The organism is Romboutsia weinsteinii (genome assembly GCF_002250835.2).
GTDB classification, from domain to species: Bacteria; Bacillota; Clostridia; order Peptostreptococcales; family Peptostreptococcaceae; genus Romboutsia_A; species Romboutsia_A weinsteinii.
In genome coordinates this window covers 1-20,427 of the sequence record NZ_NOJY02000012.1, presented here as the reverse complement: position 1 = coordinate 20,427, position 20,427 = coordinate 1, and the positions used below count along the sequence as shown (strand labels likewise).

The following is a 20,427-nucleotide window of genomic DNA, read 5'->3' as shown; positions in this document are numbered from 1 at the left end:
TAAAACTCCCCCTCTTTTTTATAGGAAACTAAAAAAGGCTTTGAAAAATACTAGAAACAAATTGTGTATGCTCATTGAATATATTAATCCCAATAAGTACAAGAATTATACCACCCATTAGCTCTGCATAACTTTTGAATATATCTCCAAACTTCTTACCAATATACGCTCCAACAACACATACTAAAAAAGTAATAATACAAATTGAACTAGACACAGATATAATATCAATATTTAAAAATGCGAAACTTACACCAACTGCCAATGCATCTATGCTAGTAGCTACAGAAAGCATAAGTAGCTCCTTAGTAGAGATGGTATTTTCATCCATACATATGTCAGATTCATTTGAAATAGTAAGGTCACTTTCTTCATAGAGATTACTTCTACATAGCGAAAGATTATTTTGTTTAACTTCTTTTTTATCTTTAATAAATTCATTAATCATATTAAATCCAATAAAACTAAGTAAAATAAGTGCTATCCAGTGATCAATGGATTTTATGTAACCCTCAAAGCTTATACCTAAAACCCAACCTAAAAGAGGCATACCACCTTGAAATAAGCCGAAGAAAAGTGCTATTTTAATAGCTGTACCTTTTGATAGATTCTTCAAGGTCATACCTTTGGTGATTGATACAGCAAAGGCATCCATAGAAAGGGCAAATGCTGTTAATAAAATTGTTGTAATACTCATAAAATACCTCCAATAAATAGTTATAATTACTAAAAGAGCTAGAAAAGTTAATTAAACGCAAAAAACGAGACTTATGCACACTAAAAAGTATGCATGAGTCTCGTTATTTAAGAATAGACCAGACCGAAGTCATTATGTTGATCTATCCACACATTCGTGCTAACTACTCCCTCAGCGGATAATACTAAATAATACATTAATTTTTACTAGAAGTCAATGTAAATAATAATAAAATTTTCCAAAGTTAAATTTATAGTATTATAAAAGAAGGAGATGAATAAAAAATATAGTAGTTACTATAAAAGGGGAGTTTGGGGGGCGTTAAAGTGGAGTCTACTATAAGAGATTATGATAGTTTATTAACTTTATATATAGATTTAATTAGAAAGAGAGAAGATGTAATATATAAAAAACAACCTTATTTAGAATCTAAGTATGTATTACTTTTTTCAGAATTGATGCAAGAAGAATTAGTCTTAACAATAAACATTAAAAAACTAAAAAGAAAAATTCAAGTATACTTATCAGATTTAAAAACTAATGTAGATTTTGAAAATGAAAAAACAATAAATAGAGAAATAAGTATATTAAAAGAGCAAGTTATATATTTAGATGAATTAGTAAGAATAAGTGAAATTAATATGAATATTGAGTCATTAAATATTGAAGAAAAAGAAAATCTAAAAATCTTATTTAAAAATCTAATAAGAATATTACATCCGGATTTAGTAACTAAAAGCAGTGAGAATAAAAGAAAGTTGTGGGAGAAAGCTAGAGATGCATATAATACAAATAATATACAGATTATTAGGATATTATCGGATACCTTAGCTATGAAAGAAAACAAGGGAATAAGAGAATATAATCAAGAAGATTTAGAGCAGAAAATAACAGAAATATCAAATGAAATTAAAGAGGCAAAATTAGGTTTTCCATTTAATATAGAAAAAGATATGGAAGATATGAATTGGATTGAAGAGTCAAGAGAAGAAATAAGGGAGAGAATAGATAAATTAAAAGATGATGAAAAAAAATTAATTAATTTTATGAGTGGATTAAGTTAAAATAATGATCGACTCAAGATTAATTAATAGTATGAATTTTTGAGTAGCATAGAAAATATATCGTGTGTGAAAGTAAAAAGTAACTGATTTATATCAGTTACTTTTTTATGTAAGAAATATATCAAAAACCATATAGATTATAATAGGTTAAGAGTAAATCTACCATTTTTCCATAACTTAAAGTACCTTCTTTAATACCATTTGCTTTTAAGTATGAGTTATTAAAATTATTAGAAACTTGTTCAATCTTTCCTTCATATTTTTGCCAAAATTCACGATTATGTTTTAAGTCTTCTTTAACATCATTAGAAATACCTTGTGAAAGACTAGCATAAGAATCATAATCAGATTTACTAAGAGCAGATGCTGTATGATTAAGTGCTAATATATAGCCTGAATAGTTAAAATCAATGTCTGAATGGTTAGTTGAAACCAAATAAGCTATAAAATTAGCTTCATCTTCACTAGCAAATCCTCGTTGATGAGCCATTTCATGAGCTACAGTAGAAGGTATATAGATATCTGGAATAGTTATATTAATATTTGCTTCTCCTGTAAATGGAAAATATATTCCCGTTATACCTGTATAGCACATAATTTTAGAAGACTTAACAGCTTTAGCATTAGCATAATTACCCGAAGTAGAAGGTAATACATTTGAGATGTTGTTGTATCCAGTATGAGCTCTATCTATAATGCCTTGATAGTCACTGTTAGCTTTCATAATATTATTTTCCATTTGTACTAGGTTTCTTGTATTATTAGCTTTTTCTATTAAATATGAGTAAAGTTTTTTTAAGTCATCTAAGTTATTATCTGTTGAAGCAATATTTGTACTATTTGATGAATTATATTCATTTATTAGTGTTTTTTCAAGTGGACTCCTGTTATAATTTAAGCCCCATAATACTATAAATAAAAAATATGAGACAGATAAAATACAAATTAAGTTTATTAATGATTTTTTCAAAAAGATTATGAGTGTAGATGTATTTTTAATAATTATAAATACTATACATATTGTAAATAATATTATAGAAAATACTATCAAATACATACATATCTCGTACAATGAAAAACTAAATATACCTGTTATTTTACTAAGTATCTGAATGGTATATTTATTAATACCTTGTGAATAATAGGTATCTACTAACTGTGGAAATTTAGAAGCTACAAAGTTAAGTAAGAGTGCTATTGGAAAAAGCGATATTAAAAATATTTTAAGTTTTTTCATATTGTTACCACCTCATAAAACATAATATAAACTTATTATATCAGTAAAATATATATTTAAGTAAATATGTTGTATATGTTATAATTGAATAAAATTTAAATGATTGTATAAAGAAAGGTAAATTATGAATTCTATTATTATTAAAATGACTAGAGATAAATATAATTTCAGATTTAAACAATATGAAGGAATGTTCTTTCATGCAGATATAAATGAAGAAAGTGAAGTAGTAAGATATAAAATAACTAAAGATGAAAAGGGATTAGAACTTAAGGAGTTTGGAAACACTCATGTGAAAGATGATATGTTATATATCCCTCAAATAGAAGTATACATACCTTTAAATTCGTTAAAATAAGTGATTTGAATATAATGTTAATTTGCCACCATACTATTTGTATTGGTGGCAAGTTTTATTTTAGTATTAAATTTTTATCTATTGAATAAATAAACCGCTAAATCTTTATTATTTAAATCAATACCTAAATAATAAACTATATGGTTTTCTAATAAATAATATACATACCTTGAAGTATCTAATTCTACATTACCATCACAAATTGTATATAAATTAGTTCTAAAAATTTGAGTAGGACCAAATTTTCTATAAAGCGTAAAGTTTCTCTTAAACTTATTATCTATTAGAGTGCTAGTATTTTTGAAAGCCTTAATAAAAGGTACTTCATTTATTACTAGATCATCTAAATAAATACATTTTAAATCAAAGTTATCACTTTTACCATTAGATAGTTTTTCCCATAAGTCAATGATACAGCTATCTTTTAATAATGATAGTCCAATAGTAGGAGGTACCACAACTAACTCAGATGGAGCTTCTGAAGATTCGCTACCATCACTCCAACATATATTTGATTCATCTTCTTCTGTAAAAGATATAATACCAAGCTTTTTAGCATCATTTTTATAAGCTACTATATCTCCAACTTCAAATTCTGATTTGTACTCACATCCTTCACTTAATACTAGCTTTCCCTCAACTACAGAAAACTGAGATATAAGGTCTTTCTTTTTAAATTCTTCCTTTGTTATAAAGTTCATATTATTCCTCCTGAAAATTTCCTATATATAAGTATACTACTTTAAGTAAATTAATCCAAACAATAAGTTTATTTATTATGTGTATTTAGAGTAGAAAGTGTTTAAATAATACAAAAATAAATTTTATCTACTATTGAAATCCACAAAAATAGAACTATACTTGATGATTATATAAGAACATTATATAATACCCTATAGGGTAGACATATTTAGTGTCTACTTTATAGGGTACATTTTAAAACTCGCTATAGCTTAATTTGTATCTATATGAACATCTTGTAGAACATCAATAAGATAAGCACTAGTAATGATAATTTAAATATCATACCTGTAACAGCTTTTATTACCTTAAAGGAAATTCCTATTGCTACGATAAAAAGTACTATTTTAAATAATAAGTCTAAATCCATAGAATTGCCTCCGATCTAAGACTCTTCAAACCTGATACTAATTTAAAGAAATCTGTATATTTTGTACATGGGACTATGTCATATTTTACTATATAATATTCAAAAAAACAAATTAAGTCAATATAAAAACTACTATTATCTATTTTGTAACTATTATAAAAACTAAAGATTATAAGTTATATAGATATCACTTAATGAAGATTTTATATGTTGTATATACATAACATTATATAGTATGTTAATAATAAAATATAAAAAGTAATTATATATTAAGGTTTATTACAATTTTCTTACAATTAAAAAAACCTTAATATATATTAGGATAATGTTATATAATTAGTATAATGGAAATTTAAGATTAAATTTATAAGAAATAAGTAGGGAGTTAGTTATGAAAAGTTCAAAGTTTTCTATTCAAAAAATAAAGAATATAACCCACGATCCAAAGATTGTTCATACAAAGGGAGCACTATATGAAAAGATGGGTAAAATAGATCAAGCTATAGAAGTATATAAAAACTCAGCACTTGAAGGAAATGAAAGATCACAGTATGCACTAGGGAATATATTTTTTAGTAAAAGACAATACCATGAAGCTGAAAAGTGGTACAAAATGGCGTACAAGAGTGGATTTGAGGATGCTGCTTTTGATTTAGGAAATATGTATTTCCAATTAGATGGTTTTGAGTATGCACTTTATTGGTTTGAAAAGGTGGCTCTTTTAGGGAATTTAAAAGCTCAAAATAACTTGGGTGTTACTCATTTTAAGTTAAGAGATTATGTGAGAAGTGAAAAATGGTTAAAAGAATGTTCAGATTCTAATTTTCCTAGAGCATGTTTTAATTTAGGGGTATTGTACAGTACTTTAGGAAGAAGTGAAGAGGCTTATGAGTATTATAAAAAAGGTTCTGTATTAGGGGATGAAGATGCTAAATACAATTTAGCTATATTAAATACCAGAGAAGATGATGAAAAGGGCGCAATCAGTATTTATAAGCATCTACATAAGTGTGGTCACATAAAAGGTTGCTTTAATATGGGAATGCTCATGGAAGTTAAAGAGGATCTAGAAGAAGCTAAAAGATATTATAAAAAAAGCGCTGATAAGGGAGATATCAAATCACAATATAGGTTAGCGTACATATTTGATAGACAAAATGAACTAGAAGATGCATGTGAGTACTATGAAAAAGCAATTGATGAAAATCATGCTAGATCTAAGTATAAACTTGCGAATCTTTATAATAGAGAAAATGAAATAGATAATGCGAAAATTTATTACCAAATGGCTTGTAATGATAATATTGTAGAGGCTAAGAATAATTTAGCAGGCCTTTACTTTGAAGAAAAAGATTTTGAAAATGCAATAAAGTATTATGAAGAAGCTATATTAGATGGATGTAAGGTATCTATTGAAAATATAGGTGATTTATACTATCAAAATAAAGACATAGAGAAGGCTATTTCTTATTATCTGAGAAATTCTACCGAGTTATCATGTCAAATAAAATTAGGGAATATATATGAAGAAATTGATAATACTGAAGAAGCAATAAATTGGTACAAAAAAGCTTCAGATAATGGAGATATAAAATCTTGCTATAGACTAGGATATATTTATGAGAACTTAGGTCAAATAGAGGATGCTAAGGAGTATTTTAATTTATCAGCAGAGAAGGGACATATTAATTCTCGTATACATATGGGTAGAATATACTTCAATGAAGGCAATTTTGAGGAAGCTAAAAAAATGTTTGATACACCTGCAAATGAAAATAATATTTATTCACAACATATGGTTGCAGTAATATATGATATTTTTTACAAAGATTATGTGAATTCTAAATATTGGTATGAAAAGGCTAGAGCATGTGGATGTGTAGAGTCAATACATAACCTAGGACAGTTAAGTTTAAAATTAAATGAAGAGCTAGAAGCGGAAAAATACTATAAAGAGGGTATGAAGCTAGGCAATAAGAGATGTGAATATATGCTTGCTTGTCTTTACCATAAGAAGAGTTTAGATATGTATAGAAATCTTTCTGAAGAAAACTATGATGGATGTAGAGAAATACTTGAAAGCATGCCAACGCTAAATATTGATTTTGATGAAGTATTAATATCAGATTTTGGGGTACAAGAAATTGACAAAGATAGAGAAGACTATGTTCCAAAATATGTATTAGAGATTCATGAAAATTTAAATGAGATGTTTGAAGACTTAGAAACAGAAATGATACTAGAAACAGAAAAAAAGATATAATATTATATAAATAAAAAGGATACTTAAGGATGCAATCTTACATCTTTAAGTATCCCTTTTTATATATATTCTTATATATCTTTTAATGATATAATTACTATTTATTTAAAATGCACACTACATAGTAAATATTAAGTAAGCAGTATACAATCCATAAAGCGAAATTAAAACTATACTTTCAAAAGTATTAATATCTTTTTCCTTAGTAGCAAAAACATAAGTAAGTGCTGTAGCAAATATCATAAATAATCCATCAATGAATAACTTAGGATCTATCGAAATTGGAGAAATAAATGAAGATATACCTAATACAAATAATATATTAAATACATTTGACCCTATAACATTACCTAAAGGCCAACTTGTGTTTTTTCCGAAAAAATGCGTCACAAGTACCTCAACCTAAGCAATACCAATAGACCAAGAATTATAACTCTTGGTCTTTGATTTCTAGGTCTCTTAAGCCATCTTTTGTTGATATAGTAGTATCTTCTAATATATATCTTCCTAAAAAATTCACATGAGAAGTACCTAAAGGGCTTACCCTTTTAAATTCTTCTTCATTAAACCAAGGTTCATTTTTAACCAAATCATATATCTTTTCTAAATACCTAGAATTCCAAATAATTAAAACACTCAGAAGTATATTTAAACAACTAACTTTCTCTAGTTGTCGCTCTATTTTACTTACATTAAGCCTTCCTTGTTTTCCGAAGAATATAATTCTAGCAACAGAATTTATAGACTCTCCTTTATTTAATATTTTTTGAACTTCTTTTCTTAAATCTCCATCAGAATAATAATCTATTATATATTTTGTTTTTATAATTCTTCCAATTTCTTTAAGTCCTTTAGCAACACCATTATCACGATTGTAAGAGTTTATTTTTTGAAGTATCAAAGATGCTTTAACCTTACCGCATCTAATTGATTCAACTAATCTCATTACCTCTGAATAATTATCTAATATTGTTTTTTCATTTATTTTTTTAATCTTTATTTCTTTTGTTTGGAAACTCTCAAATGCATATAATTGCTGTTGTGTTAAATTCTTTATTCGAGGCTTAAACTTAAATCCTAAAAGATATGTTAGTGCAAACATCTGCTCAGTATATCCAGCGGTATCGGTTGAATGTTCATATATATCAAGGTCAGTATCATGATACAGTAAACCATCTAATACATGGTTACTATCTCTACCTTCTAATATTTGTACATAATAAGGCGTATATTGGTCGCTAACGTGCCTATATATACCTCCACCTCTATTTCCATAATGGGTGTTATAATCTGCATATATTGTCTTTGAATTTATTGGAACTCTCATTCCATCGGACGATGATGCTTTACCATCTCCCCAGTTTTTTACAATATCAAGAGAATAGTGATAATTGACTAATGTTTTCTGTGCTCTAGATATATTTTCATAATTTAAATAGTAATCACTGGCTCTTCTTAATATAAATTCATCAATACCACTAGCAATAGATATTTTAGGAAATCCTATATTGTGACCATCTGCAAGTAATGATGCTATTAATGATTTTTGTTTCTCTAATTTATTAGAATGATATCCTTTAAAATCTTCTAAAAAATTATTCCAACTATGTACTTCATATATCATCTCAGGCATTGAAATATTAGGCATGTAGCTATATATTTTATCACTAAAATTACTTTTTTCGTCTTGCTCTATTTCTCTATCAAGTTCAAATTTCCTCGGAATATCAAAGCTCTGCTTAAGATTATTTAAGAAATTAAATGCTTGATTACTATTTACAGTATCTGTACTTTCAATTAAATAATGGTCTAGGCTATTATATTTTTTACTTTCTCTAACAAATAAATCACCTGACCTTACACTATCTCTTATAGCACTTGCTACCGTAATACCAACTATATTTTTACTATACTCATATTTTTTAATGTTTTTTTGCCACTTAGAATCGAAGCAAGAGATATCTATCTTAATATTTTTTCTTGTTTTGCTGTTCCTAAAATTACGTATAAACTCGATTAATTCAGGCTTTGTATTGCTATCAAACTCAATAATATCTAATAACTCTGATAGATAGTCTATGCTTTTATACGATTTAACTAAAAAATCAACTTCATCTAGTTCATTTATTGAATTTTCTAATTCATCTTTGAAGTCTTTTATAAATTCATCCTGATACTGTTTAAAGGCTTCTAATGTGTCTATATTAAGTAGTTTAGATAACATCTCTCTAGTCTTTTCACGTTCAAGTTTATATATTGACTGAGACTTAGCATTATGTTCCTGAGCCTTTCTTTTACTTCGTTTTTTTATTTGATGAATATGCTCAGATACAACCTCTATTGCCATATCCATGAACTCTTTTTTCTTAAAATATAAAAACATTGATAAGTAACTGTATTTTTTATATTCATCAGTAAATCTATTAATTCTTGCCATGTGAGATTTCTGTATTTCTGAATTAAAATATAGAATTTTACTATCATTCAAAAAACTTAAATCCACAATTTCTCCATATTCATTAATCTCTTTTATTAATTTTAGTAATGTTTTTACTCCATTAGAGCTTACATTAACAGACGCTCCTTTTATTCTAGAAAATGTTGAGATTCCATTACTTTCTGCTAAAAAAAGTTTATCTAATTGAGATTTATCTTTTATCTGAGAATATATTTGTTTATATATAAACTCATCACATTCAATTATTTTTCGTGAAATCATTTCTTCAATAGTTGATATATTTGGTAGAATAAGTTTTCTTGAGATTAATGCATCTATGAATCCTTTAGCCATTTCATATTTACTCGAAGTAGATATTACTATGCTAAATAACTCAGATTCAATATCTTCATTAAAATCAAATTTACTGTATCCAAGTAGCTCACAGATTTCCTTTAAATTTCTATAGGTAGACGTTCTGTTTATCCAATATTTATCTAGTCTTTGTGGATTTTTATTTAATTGCTCCGCAACATAATCAATAACCTTTGATGATATTAACTCTTGATGGTTTAAAATTGAAATACCTCTATTTTTTAAGAATAGATATTGCAATGCGTATCCTATTGAATTATAAGGCTTTCTAAAAGTATTTATTCTTTCTATTTCTTCAGTTGTTAATGAAAAATCATATATTATATTTTCATCTGAGAAAAATGTGTTTACTATCCTATCTCGTTCATTCTTTGAAAGTAGTACATATCTATAGTTCATTATTAATATTATTTAACCTTTCAATGTAGTTGTAATAGGATTGCTTACTTATATTCAACTCTTTTTGAATATCCTTTGCTTTCATTTCACGCATTAGAAACTTATCATAATAAACTTTAAATTCTTCAAGAGAGAGCTTTGAATTCCTACCAAACTTACGCCCTTCTAGAACAGCTCTTTTTCTACCTTCTGAGGTTCTATCAACTATTCGCTTTCTTTCTTGTTGTGCTACTTCTAGAATTACATCTAAAAGTGCGTTAGCCATTATCTCAAGGAAACCTTCACTTTCCTTTATTTTGTCGATTATAAACTCTTTTAAATAGGGCATATCTAAACAAATTAATTCAATATCATTTTTGATAAAATAAATTATTAATTCTTTAGTTTCTTTACGATTTCTACCAAGTCTATCGATTTCTTTTATTACAATTTTATCTCCAGGTTTTATTATAGATGTAAGCTCATTAAGTCCAGCTCTATCTAATGTTTTTCCACTATACTTATCTGAAAATATAAATCTTTCATTAATTCCGTATTTAATTAATGCACTTATCTGCCTTTGAAGGCTCTGATGCTTTGTACTAACTCTACAATATCCATATGTCATATTACCTCTCCTCCATAGTCAATATTTTAAACTTTAAAGAAATAATAGTACATAATAATTTAAAATAAATTATACTAAGGTCTAAAATATAAAAATCTAGGTATTTTTAGACCTATAAAATATAGAATTATCGAAGGTCTAAAATATCTTAACTTTATTGACCTTTTTATTTTTTAAATACACATAAAATATTCCCAATCCAAAATTTGGTTTGGATTACTATTGTAGTTAAAGCGAATACTACAAATGTGGTTAAATAGGAGGTATATATTATGTGCAGAGAAACTAAAGTCACGGAATCAGAGTTAGAAATATTAAAAGTAGTATGGAGATTAAATAAAGCAACAACTAGTGAAATTGTATCTGAATTAATAAAAAAAACATCTTGGAGTCCGAGAACAATACAAACATTGATATCCAGATTATCGAATAAGGGTGTTTTAGGAATAGAAAAATTGAATAGAAAAACATATATATACTATTCTCTAGTAACAGAGGAAGAATATAAAAATTTTGCAAATGAATCACTATTAAATAAACTTTATAATGGGTCTTTAAACTTAATGATGACCACATTTATAAAAAATACAAAGCTAACAGAAACAGATATCAATTATTTAAAAAATCTATTAGATGAAAGGTAATCTATTATGGACAAGTTATTTAATACGGTGTTAAGTTCAACTGTATGTGCTACTATTGCAGGATTAATAATTCTAACGATTAAGCTATTTTTAAGAGATAAGCTGACTCCTAAATGGACCTATGTATTATGGGTAGTTTTTATTTTGAAGTTAGCTATTCCATTTAGCCCAGAAAGTAGTATAAACATATTTAATAAAATAAATAATAAATATGTAAATGTAGCAAGGGATTATTTACATGAAAGTAATGCAAATGTCTTATTAAATAGGCTTAATACAGTTGATAAATTTAATCTAGAAACATTTAATTCAATTGAGAATATCAATTTAAATACTAGTAATGAATTGTATAACTATATATATCATAATACCATGAAATGCGCCCCTTGCATTTGGTTATTAACGTTTATAGTTTTACTATTAATGCTGATTCTATCTTATTGTAAATTACTAGATGAACTTAAAACAAGCTCTATTTTATCAAAAAGAATTAGATATATATTTTTAAATAGTAAGAAAAAATGTAATGTTGCTAGAAATATAGAATTAATAATTACCGATAAAGTAGATGCTCCTGCTATATTTGGAATAATAAAGCCCAAAATATTATTTCCATCATATTTATCTAACTTAAGTGATTCAGAAATAGAGTTTATATTTATCCATGAGATATGCCATTATGAGCGAAAGGATAACTATATAAGTGTTATATTGTTGATATTACAGTGTATACATTGGTTTAACCCTTTTATAAATTATATATTTAAAAGAATAAGGCAAGACATTGAAATTGCTACAGACTATAAAGTATCAAATATATTAGAACCTAATGATTTAGTCTTATATGGTATGACGATATTAACCGTATTATCTAGTATGAATAATAAAAAATCTACACCTATTTTAACGAATATGATTAATGATAAAAAGAATGTAGAGGAGAGAATCATGAATATAAAAAACACAAAAAATTTAAAAGAAAAAAAGTTGATATTAACACTTGTTGGTGTGTTAACAATAGGTACTATATCTCCATTAATTTTGATGAATTCTAAACAAAATATAATCTACGCTAATACATCTTATAAAACTTTGTCCGATGTTAAAAAGCTTAATACCGTACAAAATAAATTCTTTGAAATATCTAAATTATTAGAGGAAAGTTCAAATCTTACGATTAGTATTGTTGATGAGATACTTAAGGAAACTAATTATTTAAGAAAAGTAAATAGATACGCTACATTTATAGTATACGAATATGAAAATGAAGAAATCGTATTAACTAAAAATGATAAAAATGAATCTAAGGTAGATGTAGTTACTTATAATTTATTTGATGAAAATAAGTATTTAAAAGAAATTAGTCTTAGTAGTGCAAATTTCAATAATTTAGAATTGAAAAGTTCAATTGAAATATCTAGTGTATCTATTGATATAATTGATAAATTTGCTAAAAAATTAGGTACTAATGTGGTTAATTCTAATTTGTATGATGATTATAAAAATATAATACTTAAATCTGAAAAGGGAAAATTGGATAATAGTGAATTTTTAAAAGTTAATCCAAATCTTAAAGTACAAGATGCTGAAAGTCCTGGAGCATCTTACTATACTACAAACTTAAGTGATTATACACTTACTCTTTGTAGTATAGATAAAACGAAAGAACTAAATAATATATTCCTTGTTAAAGAAGGTAACAATGGAGAGTTTTTTGAGTTGCTAAATACGAATAATTTAATTTGTGTAGATGATGAAACTAAAGAAGAGTATAACATACCTAAAAACATTGATTTTATTCATTCATTATCAATAAATAGTAAAGATTTAAATGTAATAAAAAACTTATTATTGAAATCAATTTAATAGCACATTATAAAATAGCCAGTTTAAAATAATTAAGTTGGCTATTTTAATATAACTAGGTTTAAAGTACATAATGGCAGGACAGATTGAAATTGCTTTACTTGAGGTACTTATGACGCAAATTTTCGGAAAAAACACAAGTTGGCCTAAAGCTATATCACTTTCGCCTTTAGTAGCTGCAACTATTGAAGTTACAAGCTCAGGTAGGGAAGTACCAATAGCAACGATTGTAAGACCTATAAGTTGATCACTAACACCAAACTGTGTAGCAATTGTAGATGCACATTTAACTACCAATTGACCACCGGCCACAATTGCAATAATACCTAATATAGAAAATAGTATTGATTTTACAAGCGAATCAGACTCTTGAGTACTTTCAACTAAAATATCTCCAGAACATTCATATGTAGAAGATACTTCTTCAAGAGATGTATTTCTAGACTTTAAAGCTGAACCTATTAAAGAGTATATGAAAATTGAGAAAAACATTAGTAAAACTAAACCATCACTCCTACTAAGCATACTACTAGTTGTCCCTTGTAAAAATACATCTCCCATTAATACAAACATAAGTACTGATGCTAATAGTAAGAATGGAAACTCTTTTCTTATAATTGCTTTTTCAACATGTAAATTTTTAATTACTCCTGTCATACCTACTACCATAAGTAGATTGAATAAGTTTGACCCTATAACATTCCCCATAGCCATACCATTTTGACCATCTAGTGCAGCAGATATACTAACAGCTGCTTCGGGAGCACTAGTACCAAAAGCCACAATAGTAAGACCTATAATAAGTGGTGGAATTTTTAATACCTTTGCAATATTTGAAGCACCATCTACAAAATAGTCAGCACCTTTAACCAATAAAGCAAATCCCAATAAAAGTAAAATATAATTCATAAAAACCTCCAAAATTAAAATATAAATGTATTCTTTCTATTCTTTACATGGTATTAAAATCAAAAAAGACCTTCAAAACAAATAGACAAACTATCTGTTTCGAAGGTCTTGCTTTCAAGTATAATAACTTGCTAACCAACCGAGTGAAATACATCACTGAAATGACGACTGGCTATCCACGTAAAGTGTAAGCTACTCCCCTTCAAGGGATATCTTATATTATTAATTATAGAATATGCTGTAGAAAAATGCAACCAATATTTTACAATTAATTAAAGAAGCTTACTTCTAGACATGATAAATGTAATAATTAAACAAAGTATAGTTGTAATTAACATAACAAGCCAAAATCCATTGGGGTCAGTAGAATAAGGTATGCCCCCAACGTTCATTCCAAAGAATCCAGAGATTATCGTTGGTATTGAGAAGATTAGTGTAACAGACGCTAAAAATTGCATTACATTATTTTGATTATTACTTATTATTGCACTAAAAGCATCCATGATTCGGCTTAATATATCTCCATAAATTGTAGCCATTTCAAGGGCCTGTCTATTTTCGACTATTACATCTTCTAGTAAGTCTTCATCTTCAGAATACTTTTTTATTCCATTTGTTCTTACCATTTTATTTAATACAAGTTCATTAGCTTTTAAGGATGTAGAAAAATATACTAGAGATTTTTCAAGTTCTAAGAGCTGAAGAAGCTCTTTATTTTTCATAGACTTAGAAACTTCACGTTCTATAATAGTAGTCATTTTATTTATTCTTCTTAGATAATGCAAGTAGTATGTAGCATTTTTGTGAAGAATTTGAAGAATAAAGCGAGTTCTTTTATAAGTATAAAAATCCTTAATATGTCCAACTATAAAGTCATTTAAAATCTTAGTTTGTGCAGTACAAACTGTCAAAATAGTATTTCCTGTAATAATTATGCCTAAAGGTATAGTAGAGTAATGAGATGATTTTTCATCACTCTCATCTACAGGGATATCTATTAGTATAAGTGTATGGTTATCTTCAACATCTATTCTTGAACGTTCCTCTTCATCTAGGGCAGAAGTAATACTTTCAACTTCTACATCTAGTAGATTAGAAATTTCGTTAATTTCACTTTGATTTGGCTCAACAAGATTTATCCAACAGCCAGTCTCAAAAGAACTAAGCTTTTCCAACTTGGAATCTATAGTCTTATAATATCTTATCATGGCAACACATCCTTCTATTCAGTTTTATATAAATCTCATCACTTAATATTATCTATTAAATAACTAATTTATATAATTGAATAAAGAAATTAGTTTTTGTTAGATAATAAAAGTGATGGTATCAAGTATTTTAGCCGCAACGGACTATGGTCCATTTTTCCATCACTCTCCTATTTTTTATATTCATTAAAAATACTATCTTATTTAATTTAGCATTTTTAGTGAATAGTTTCAATAGATTTTTTAAATATATTAATTTATAATTAAATAGATAACTAAGTGGAGGGGATAGTATGTTATATAGAAAAATGGGAAAGACAAATGAAGAGGTATCTATACTTGGATTTGGATGTATGAGATTTCCGACAAAAGATGGTAAAATTGATGAAGTAAAAGCGACAGAGATGGTTAGATATGCTATAGATAATGGGGTGAATTATATAGATACAGCATACCCATATCATAATGGAGAAAGTGAACCAGTAGTAGGGGAGATATTGAAAGGTGGATATCGAGAAAAAGTAAAGTTAGCAACTAAGCTACCAACTTGGCTAATAACAAGCAGAGAAGATATGGATAAGTATTTTAATGAGCAACTTGAGAGATTACAGACTAACTATATTGATTTTTACCTAATTCATAATCTAAATAAAGAAAGCTATAGAAATGCAAAAGAAAATGGATTGTTTGAATTTATAGATAAAATAAAAGAAGAGAAGAAGGCAAGGTATGTAGGTTTTTCCTTCCATGATACGATAGATGTATATAAAGAGATAATAGATGATTACGACTGGGATTTTACTCAAATACAATATAATTATATTGATGAAGAGTATCAAGCTGGAACAGAAGGGCTTTTATATGCAGCAAGCAAAGATTTAGGTATTATTATAATGGAGCCTCTTCGTGGAGGAGCATTAGTAAATAATGTATCTAAAAAAATTAAAGATATTATAGAAAAGTCTAATGTACAAAAAAATGCTGCGGGATGGGCTTTTAAATTCTTATATAATAGAGAAGAGATAAGTGTTGTTTTGAGTGGAATGTCTACCATAGAGCAAATAATAGATAATTTAAAGATTGCTGATAGTGAAGGGATAAAAAACTCAATGACTGAGGAAGAAGAAACAGTTATTAATCAATTGAAGGATGAGTTTAAATCAAAAATCAAAGTAAATTGTACCGGATGTAAATACTGTGTACCTTGTCCATTAGGTGTTAGTATACCCACATGTTTTGAATTACTAAATAATTCTTCTATGTTTGGAAATGTAGATACTATAAAGGAGAATTACTATTCTTATCTGGAGTCAGAAAAATCTCATGCATCTATTTGTGTAGAATGTGGGGCGTGTGAAGAAAAATGTCCTCAACATATTGATATAAGGAATAAGTTAAAAGAAGTGTGTTCAGTATTTGAAGCATAGAAACTAAAAAAGGGCTATATTTAACTACTAATTGATTAGTGATTAAATATAGCCTCTATTTATTTTCAGTAAACTATAGAGCTATAAAATGTATAGCGGGTAGGAGTTTTGAAAAATAATTATTCAAATATAATATACTGAAAATAATATAATCTATAACATAGATGTCAATTCTTTAATAACCTCGTCTACAGAGTATAGTCTATCAACTTTATATGCATCATTTCCGCAGAATAAAAGTGCATTATCGATATCTCCCTTGGCTGCATTTATTAATGCTTTAGAAATGCAGTAAGGTGTATCTTTTGGGTTACATGGAATTAGACAATTATAGCATTTTGTTATTTTAGGTCTAGAAATACTTACTTCATCTAAAAACTTATTTTTAATAGCGCGTCCTGGAAGACCTACAGGACTTTTTACTATCTGAATATCATCTTCAGTAGCATTTACATATTTCATTTTAAAGTTTTCATGAGCATCACACTCGTGTGTAGCTACAAATCTAGTACCAACTTGGACACCAGAAGCACCTAAGTCTATGTATTTTTTTACATCTGAAGGTGAAGAAATTCCACCGGCAGCTACTACTGGTATTTCTTTGTTGTATTTTTCGCCATAAGTTTTAGCAACTTCTAATATTTTGATAAACTCTTCATCATAATTAATATCATCAATATTATCAAGTTCATCATTGCTATAGCCTAGATGACCACCAGCTTTTGGTCCTTCTACAACTATTAAATCTGCAGTAGCATTTTCTTTTCTATCCCACATCTTTAATATTACACTTGCAGCTTTTGAAGTTGATACTATAGGTGCTATTTTTACAGTAGTATTTTTTACAAAGCTAGGAAGCTTAGTTGGAAGTCCAGCTCCTGAGATTATAAGATCTACACCGGCAGAGATTGCTTCTTTAACATGATCTTCATAATTATTCATAGCTACCATTAGGTTTAGGCCTATAACACCTCCTAAAGAATCCTGTTTTGCTTTATGTATATGTTTTCTTAAAGCCCTTAAGTTTGCGGCCAAAGTATTGCTTTCGAAATCATCTTCATCATATCCAACTTGAGCACCAGAGATTATTCCGATACCTCCAGCTTTTGCTACAGCACTAGCAAGCGATGATCTAGATATTCCAACTCCCATACCGCCCTGGATTATAGGAATTTTTGCAACTAAATCTCCAATTATTAATGATTTTATAATAATCCCCTCCTAAAATGAAAAGTTGCCAGGTTGTTATATTAAGTATTAATACCTGGTACTAAAAACATTATACTACAAATAAAGTGAAATGGATATAAAAAATTTAATAATTAATTAAAAAATATGAAATTAAGAGTATGACGAAATTTATAATATAAAATATAACTTTTAGAAATTAAATATTTAGATTATAGAGAATAAGATATATGGTTAAGTATATTATTTAAAATAAGGTATATAATTAATATGTATGTATAACAATAAAGATAGAAAAATAGATGTGATTACTTTAAAATATTTAAAAGGTTACAAAATTATAACTATATTTTATTGGTAAAAATTTATATAATGTATTATATAATTATAATCAAAAAAGAAATTAATAAATATTCAAGTTAAATTCACAAAAATTTCACATAAGGGTTATATAATATAAACAAAGGAGATGAATAGAGATGGCGATAGTACTTATTACAGGAGTTGCAGTAGCGCTTATGTACGGTTTAACATTAATATCATATATATCTGAAAATATAAATGCCGAAGAATTAATAAGCGAAAATTAATAAAAAGTTATTTTAGATAACTATTTATATAATATAAAATGGTATCAAGATTAGAAGTTAAATTCTAAATATGATACCATTTTTTTATTTTTTATTCTGTAAAAAAGCCAGTTATCTAAAAAGATAACTGGCTTATATATGTTTATTTGCTTGCTTGTCTTGACTTATTGTATCTTAATCTTTCGTTTTCGTTTAAGAATCTCTTTCTAAGTCTTATAGCATCAGGAGTTATTTCAACTAATTCATCATCTTCTATGAATTCTAAAGCTTCTTCTAGAGTGAATATTCTAGCAGCTTGTAATTTTACTGCATCATCAGTACCAGAAGAACGAACGTTAGTTAACTTCTTGTTTTTACATGGGTTAACAACCATATCATCTTTTCTAGAGTTCATACCGATTATCATACCTTCGTAAACATTAGTAGCTGGTTCAACGAACATACTTGCTCTTTCACTTAAAGCTGCAAGAGAGTAAGCCATAGTTGTTCCAGGTCCTTGAGCTACTAAAACTCCATTAGTTCTTCCTGGTATTGAACCTTTGTGATCTTCGAATCTTTCGAATGAACGAACTAAAGTACCTTCACCACGAGTATCATTTATAAATTCACTTCTGTAACCTAAAAGTCCACGAGTAGGAGCGATAAATTCTATTTTAACGTAATCTCCTTCTATAGACATAGATTCCATAAGAGCTTTTCTAAGGTTTAATTTATTTATTACTGTTCCTGAGAAAACTTCTGGACAGTTAACTATAACTCTTTCCATAGGTTCCATTAATTTTCCATTTTCTCTGTGCATTAAAACTTCTGGCTTAGAAACACCTATTTCGAAACCTTCACGTCTCATGTTTTCAAGAAGTATAGATAAGTGAAGCTCTCCACGACCAGATACTCTGTATCCATCTGTAGTATCCATTGATTCAACTTTAAGTCCTACGTTTACTTCTAATTCTTTATCTAATCTATCTTTTAAGTGTCTTGTAGTAACGAATTTACCACTCTTACCACAGAATGGAGAATCATTTACTAAGAAGTTCATAGATAAAGTAGGTTCTTCTATGTGTATCATTTCCATTGGAAGTGGGTTATCAGTGTTACATATTGTTTCACCTATAGATATATCAGGTATACCTGCTATAACTACTATATCACCAGAATAAGCTTCTGATTTTTCTACTTGGTTTAATCCTTCGTAAGCTGTAAGCTTAGATATTTTACCTCTAGCTACAGATCCATCTGCTTTGCATATAGAAACTGTTTCACCATTTTTAACAGTACCTTTGTAAACTCTACCTATACCTAATCTTCCTACATAATCATCATATGCAAGAGCAGATACTTGAAGTTGTAAAGATTCACTATCAAAATCAGGATAAGCTTCAACGTGGTTTATAACTGTTTCGAATAATGGTGATAAGTCTGTACTTTCATCATCCATTTCTAATTTAGCTATACCTTGCTTAGCGATACCGTATATTATTGGGAATTCACATTGCTCATCAGTAGCGTTTAAGTCTACGAATAAGTCAAATACTTCATTAACTACTTCTTCAGCTCTTTGGTCTTGCTTATCTATTTTATTTATAAATAATATAGGTCTAAGTCCAGCTTCTAAAGATTTTTGTAAAACGAATCTAGTTTGAGGCATTGGCCCTTCACTAGCATCTACTAATAATATAACTGTATCAACTGTTTTTATAACACGTTCTACTTCTGATGAGAAGTCACTATGTCCAGGAGTATCTACTATATTTATTTTATAGTCCTTATAGTTTATAGAACAGTTTTTAGAGTATATTGTTATACCTCTTTCTGCTTCAAGGTCGTTACTATCCATTACACAATCCTTAACAACTTCGTTGTCTCTGAAAGTTCCTGATTGGTGTAAGAATGCATCAACTAAAGTTGATTTTCCAGCATCGACATGGGCGATAACTGCTATGTTTACGATTTTATGTTTTAATGACATTATCATATTCCTCCGTTTCAATTTAAAAATAACTTATTAAGTATAGCACAGTATATCTGCTGTCTCTTATACACATCT

At 27.6% G+C, this 20,427-nt stretch carries 17 protein-coding genes; 6 read left to right on the top strand and 11 right to left on the bottom strand.

Annotated features, from left to right (window positions below; translation table 11 throughout):
- Nucleotides 1-28 precede the first annotated feature (28 nt).
- On the bottom strand, nt 29-697 hold the full coding sequence (locus CHL78_RS08670) for a manganese efflux pump MntP (RefSeq protein ID WP_094367701.1): 669 nt from the start codon (nt 695-697) through the stop codon (nt 29-31).
- 326 nt (nt 698-1,023) lie between these two features.
- Between CHL78_RS08670 and CHL78_RS08665 the strand changes: the two genes are divergently transcribed.
- A complete protein-coding gene (locus tag CHL78_RS08665) occupies nt 1,024-1,761 on the top strand; it encodes a hypothetical protein (RefSeq protein WP_094367702.1) in 738 nt (245 codons plus the stop codon).
- 121 nt (nt 1,762-1,882) lie between these two features.
- Here CHL78_RS08665 and CHL78_RS08660 read toward each other — a convergent pair whose 3' ends face one another.
- Nucleotides 1,883-2,998, bottom strand: coding sequence for a DUF3810 domain-containing protein (locus tag CHL78_RS08660; protein ID WP_116041387.1), 1,116 nt, complete (start codon nt 2,996-2,998; stop codon nt 1,883-1,885).
- A 124-nt stretch (nt 2,999-3,122) separates the two neighbouring features.
- Here CHL78_RS08660 and CHL78_RS08655 point away from each other — a divergent pair, with 124 nt between their 5' ends.
- Nucleotides 3,123-3,356 (top strand): hypothetical protein, encoded by a 234-nt coding sequence (locus tag CHL78_RS08655; RefSeq protein WP_243446405.1) that lies wholly within the window; start codon nt 3,123-3,125, stop codon nt 3,354-3,356.
- Between the two features lie 74 nt (nt 3,357-3,430).
- Here CHL78_RS08655 and CHL78_RS08650 read toward each other — a convergent pair whose 3' ends face one another.
- Both CHL78_RS08650 and CHL78_RS20985 read right to left on the bottom strand, forming a co-directional pair.
- Nucleotides 3,431-4,057 (bottom strand): hypothetical protein, encoded by a 627-nt coding sequence (locus tag CHL78_RS08650; RefSeq protein WP_116041385.1) that lies wholly within the window; start codon nt 4,055-4,057, stop codon nt 3,431-3,433.
- Nucleotides 4,058-4,320: 263 nt separating this feature from the next.
- The gene (locus CHL78_RS20985) at nt 4,321-4,467 is read right to left on the bottom strand and encodes a hypothetical protein (protein ID WP_199534017.1); all 147 of its coding nucleotides are present in this window, start codon (nt 4,465-4,467) and stop codon (nt 4,321-4,323) included.
- A 391-nt stretch (nt 4,468-4,858) separates the two neighbouring features.
- Here CHL78_RS20985 and CHL78_RS08645 point away from each other — a divergent pair, with 391 nt between their 5' ends.
- Complete coding sequence (locus CHL78_RS08645) at nt 4,859-6,730, top strand: tetratricopeptide repeat protein (protein ID WP_116041383.1); 1,872 nt, start codon at nt 4,859-4,861, stop codon at nt 6,728-6,730.
- 117 nt (nt 6,731-6,847) lie between these two features.
- Here CHL78_RS08645 and CHL78_RS08640 read toward each other — a convergent pair whose 3' ends face one another.
- Genes CHL78_RS08640 through CHL78_RS08630 form a run of 3 tightly spaced genes read right to left on the bottom strand, consistent with a single transcriptional unit; the run spans nt 6,848 to nt 10,548 of the window.
- Nucleotides 6,848-7,120, bottom strand: coding sequence for a hypothetical protein (locus CHL78_RS08640; RefSeq protein WP_094369108.1), 273 nt, complete (start codon nt 7,118-7,120; stop codon nt 6,848-6,850).
- Nucleotides 7,121-7,157: 37 nt separating this feature from the next.
- Nucleotides 7,158-9,941, bottom strand: coding sequence for a Tn3 family transposase (locus CHL78_RS08635; protein ID WP_094369107.1), 2,784 nt, complete (start codon nt 9,939-9,941; stop codon nt 7,158-7,160).
- Nucleotides 9,931-10,548, bottom strand: coding sequence for a recombinase family protein (locus tag CHL78_RS08630; RefSeq protein WP_094369106.1), 618 nt, complete (start codon nt 10,546-10,548; stop codon nt 9,931-9,933). The genes CHL78_RS08635 and CHL78_RS08630 overlap by 11 nt, the downstream gene beginning before the upstream one ends.
- Nucleotides 10,549-10,820: 272 nt before the next feature.
- Between CHL78_RS08630 and CHL78_RS08625 the strand changes: the two genes are divergently transcribed.
- Complete coding sequence (locus tag CHL78_RS08625) at nt 10,821-11,192, top strand: BlaI/MecI/CopY family transcriptional regulator (protein ID WP_094369105.1); 372 nt, start codon at nt 10,821-10,823, stop codon at nt 11,190-11,192.
- Between the two features lie 6 nt (nt 11,193-11,198).
- The gene (locus CHL78_RS08620) at nt 11,199-13,058 is read left to right on the top strand and encodes a M56 family metallopeptidase (protein WP_094369104.1); all 1,860 of its coding nucleotides are present in this window, start codon (nt 11,199-11,201) and stop codon (nt 13,056-13,058) included.
- On the opposite strand, the gene CHL78_RS08615 is transcribed toward CHL78_RS08620, so the two are convergent.
- Together CHL78_RS08615 and CHL78_RS08610 are read right to left on the bottom strand one after the other, a co-directional pair.
- Nucleotides 13,050-13,967, bottom strand: coding sequence for a calcium/sodium antiporter (locus tag CHL78_RS08615; protein ID WP_094369103.1), 918 nt, complete (start codon nt 13,965-13,967; stop codon nt 13,050-13,052). The two genes, CHL78_RS08620 and CHL78_RS08615, sit on opposite strands and share 9 nt — an antisense overlap.
- A gap of 272 nt (nt 13,968-14,239) precedes the next feature.
- Nucleotides 14,240-15,175, bottom strand: coding sequence for a magnesium transporter CorA family protein (locus CHL78_RS08610; RefSeq protein WP_094369102.1), 936 nt, complete (start codon nt 15,173-15,175; stop codon nt 14,240-14,242).
- Between the two features lie 293 nt (nt 15,176-15,468).
- On the opposite strand from CHL78_RS08610, the gene CHL78_RS08605 reads away from it, so the two are divergent.
- Complete coding sequence (locus tag CHL78_RS08605) at nt 15,469-16,602, top strand: aldo/keto reductase (protein ID WP_094369101.1); 1,134 nt, start codon at nt 15,469-15,471, stop codon at nt 16,600-16,602.
- Nucleotides 16,603-16,755: 153 nt separating this feature from the next.
- Here CHL78_RS08605 and CHL78_RS08600 read toward each other — a convergent pair whose 3' ends face one another.
- Together CHL78_RS08600 and typA are read right to left on the bottom strand one after the other, a co-directional pair.
- Nucleotides 16,756-17,814, bottom strand: a complete 1,059-nt coding sequence (locus tag CHL78_RS08600) for an NAD(P)H-dependent flavin oxidoreductase (RefSeq protein ID WP_094369100.1) — start codon at nt 17,812-17,814, stop codon at nt 16,756-16,758.
- A 708-nt stretch (nt 17,815-18,522) separates the two neighbouring features.
- Nucleotides 18,523-20,349: a translational GTPase TypA gene (typA, locus tag CHL78_RS08595; protein ID WP_116041381.1), complete on the bottom strand. Its 1,827-nt coding sequence runs from the start codon at nt 20,347-20,349 to the stop codon at nt 18,523-18,525.
- Between the last annotated feature and the right edge of the window lie 78 nt (nt 20,350-20,427).

Coding starts and splice junctions, on each gene's coding strand:
- CHL78_RS08615 (WP_094369103.1), bottom strand. CDS start 13,967: ATGAATTATATTTTACTTTTATTGGGATTTGCTTTATTGGTTAAAGGT.
- CHL78_RS08645 (WP_116041383.1), top strand. CDS start 4,859: ATGAAAAGTTCAAAGTTTTCTATTCAAAAAATAAAGAATATAACCCAC.
- CHL78_RS08660 (WP_116041387.1), bottom strand. CDS start 2,998: ATGAAAAAACTTAAAATATTTTTAATATCGCTTTTTCCAATAGCACTC.
- CHL78_RS08635 (WP_094369107.1), bottom strand. CDS start 9,941: ATGAACTATAGATATGTACTACTTTCAAAGAATGAACGAGATAGGATA.
- CHL78_RS08655 (WP_243446405.1), top strand. CDS start 3,123: ATGAATTCTATTATTATTAAAATGACTAGAGATAAATATAATTTCAGA.
- CHL78_RS08650 (WP_116041385.1), bottom strand. CDS start 4,057: ATGAACTTTATAACAAAGGAAGAATTTAAAAAGAAAGACCTTATATCT.
- CHL78_RS08625 (WP_094369105.1), top strand. CDS start 10,821: ATGTGCAGAGAAACTAAAGTCACGGAATCAGAGTTAGAAATATTAAAA.
- CHL78_RS08605 (WP_094369101.1), top strand. CDS start 15,469: ATGTTATATAGAAAAATGGGAAAGACAAATGAAGAGGTATCTATACTT.
- CHL78_RS20985 (WP_199534017.1), bottom strand. CDS start 4,467: ATGGATTTAGACTTATTATTTAAAATAGTACTTTTTATCGTAGCAATA.
- CHL78_RS08610 (WP_094369102.1), bottom strand. CDS start 15,175: ATGATAAGATATTATAAGACTATAGATTCCAAGTTGGAAAAGCTTAGT.
- CHL78_RS08620 (WP_094369104.1), top strand. CDS start 11,199: ATGGACAAGTTATTTAATACGGTGTTAAGTTCAACTGTATGTGCTACT.
- CHL78_RS08670 (WP_094367701.1), bottom strand. CDS start 697: ATGAGTATTACAACAATTTTATTAACAGCATTTGCCCTTTCTATGGAT.
- CHL78_RS08630 (WP_094369106.1), bottom strand. CDS start 10,548: ATGACATATGGATATTGTAGAGTTAGTACAAAGCATCAGAGCCTTCAA.
- typA (WP_116041381.1), bottom strand. CDS start 20,349: ATGTCATTAAAACATAAAATCGTAAACATAGCAGTTATCGCCCATGTC.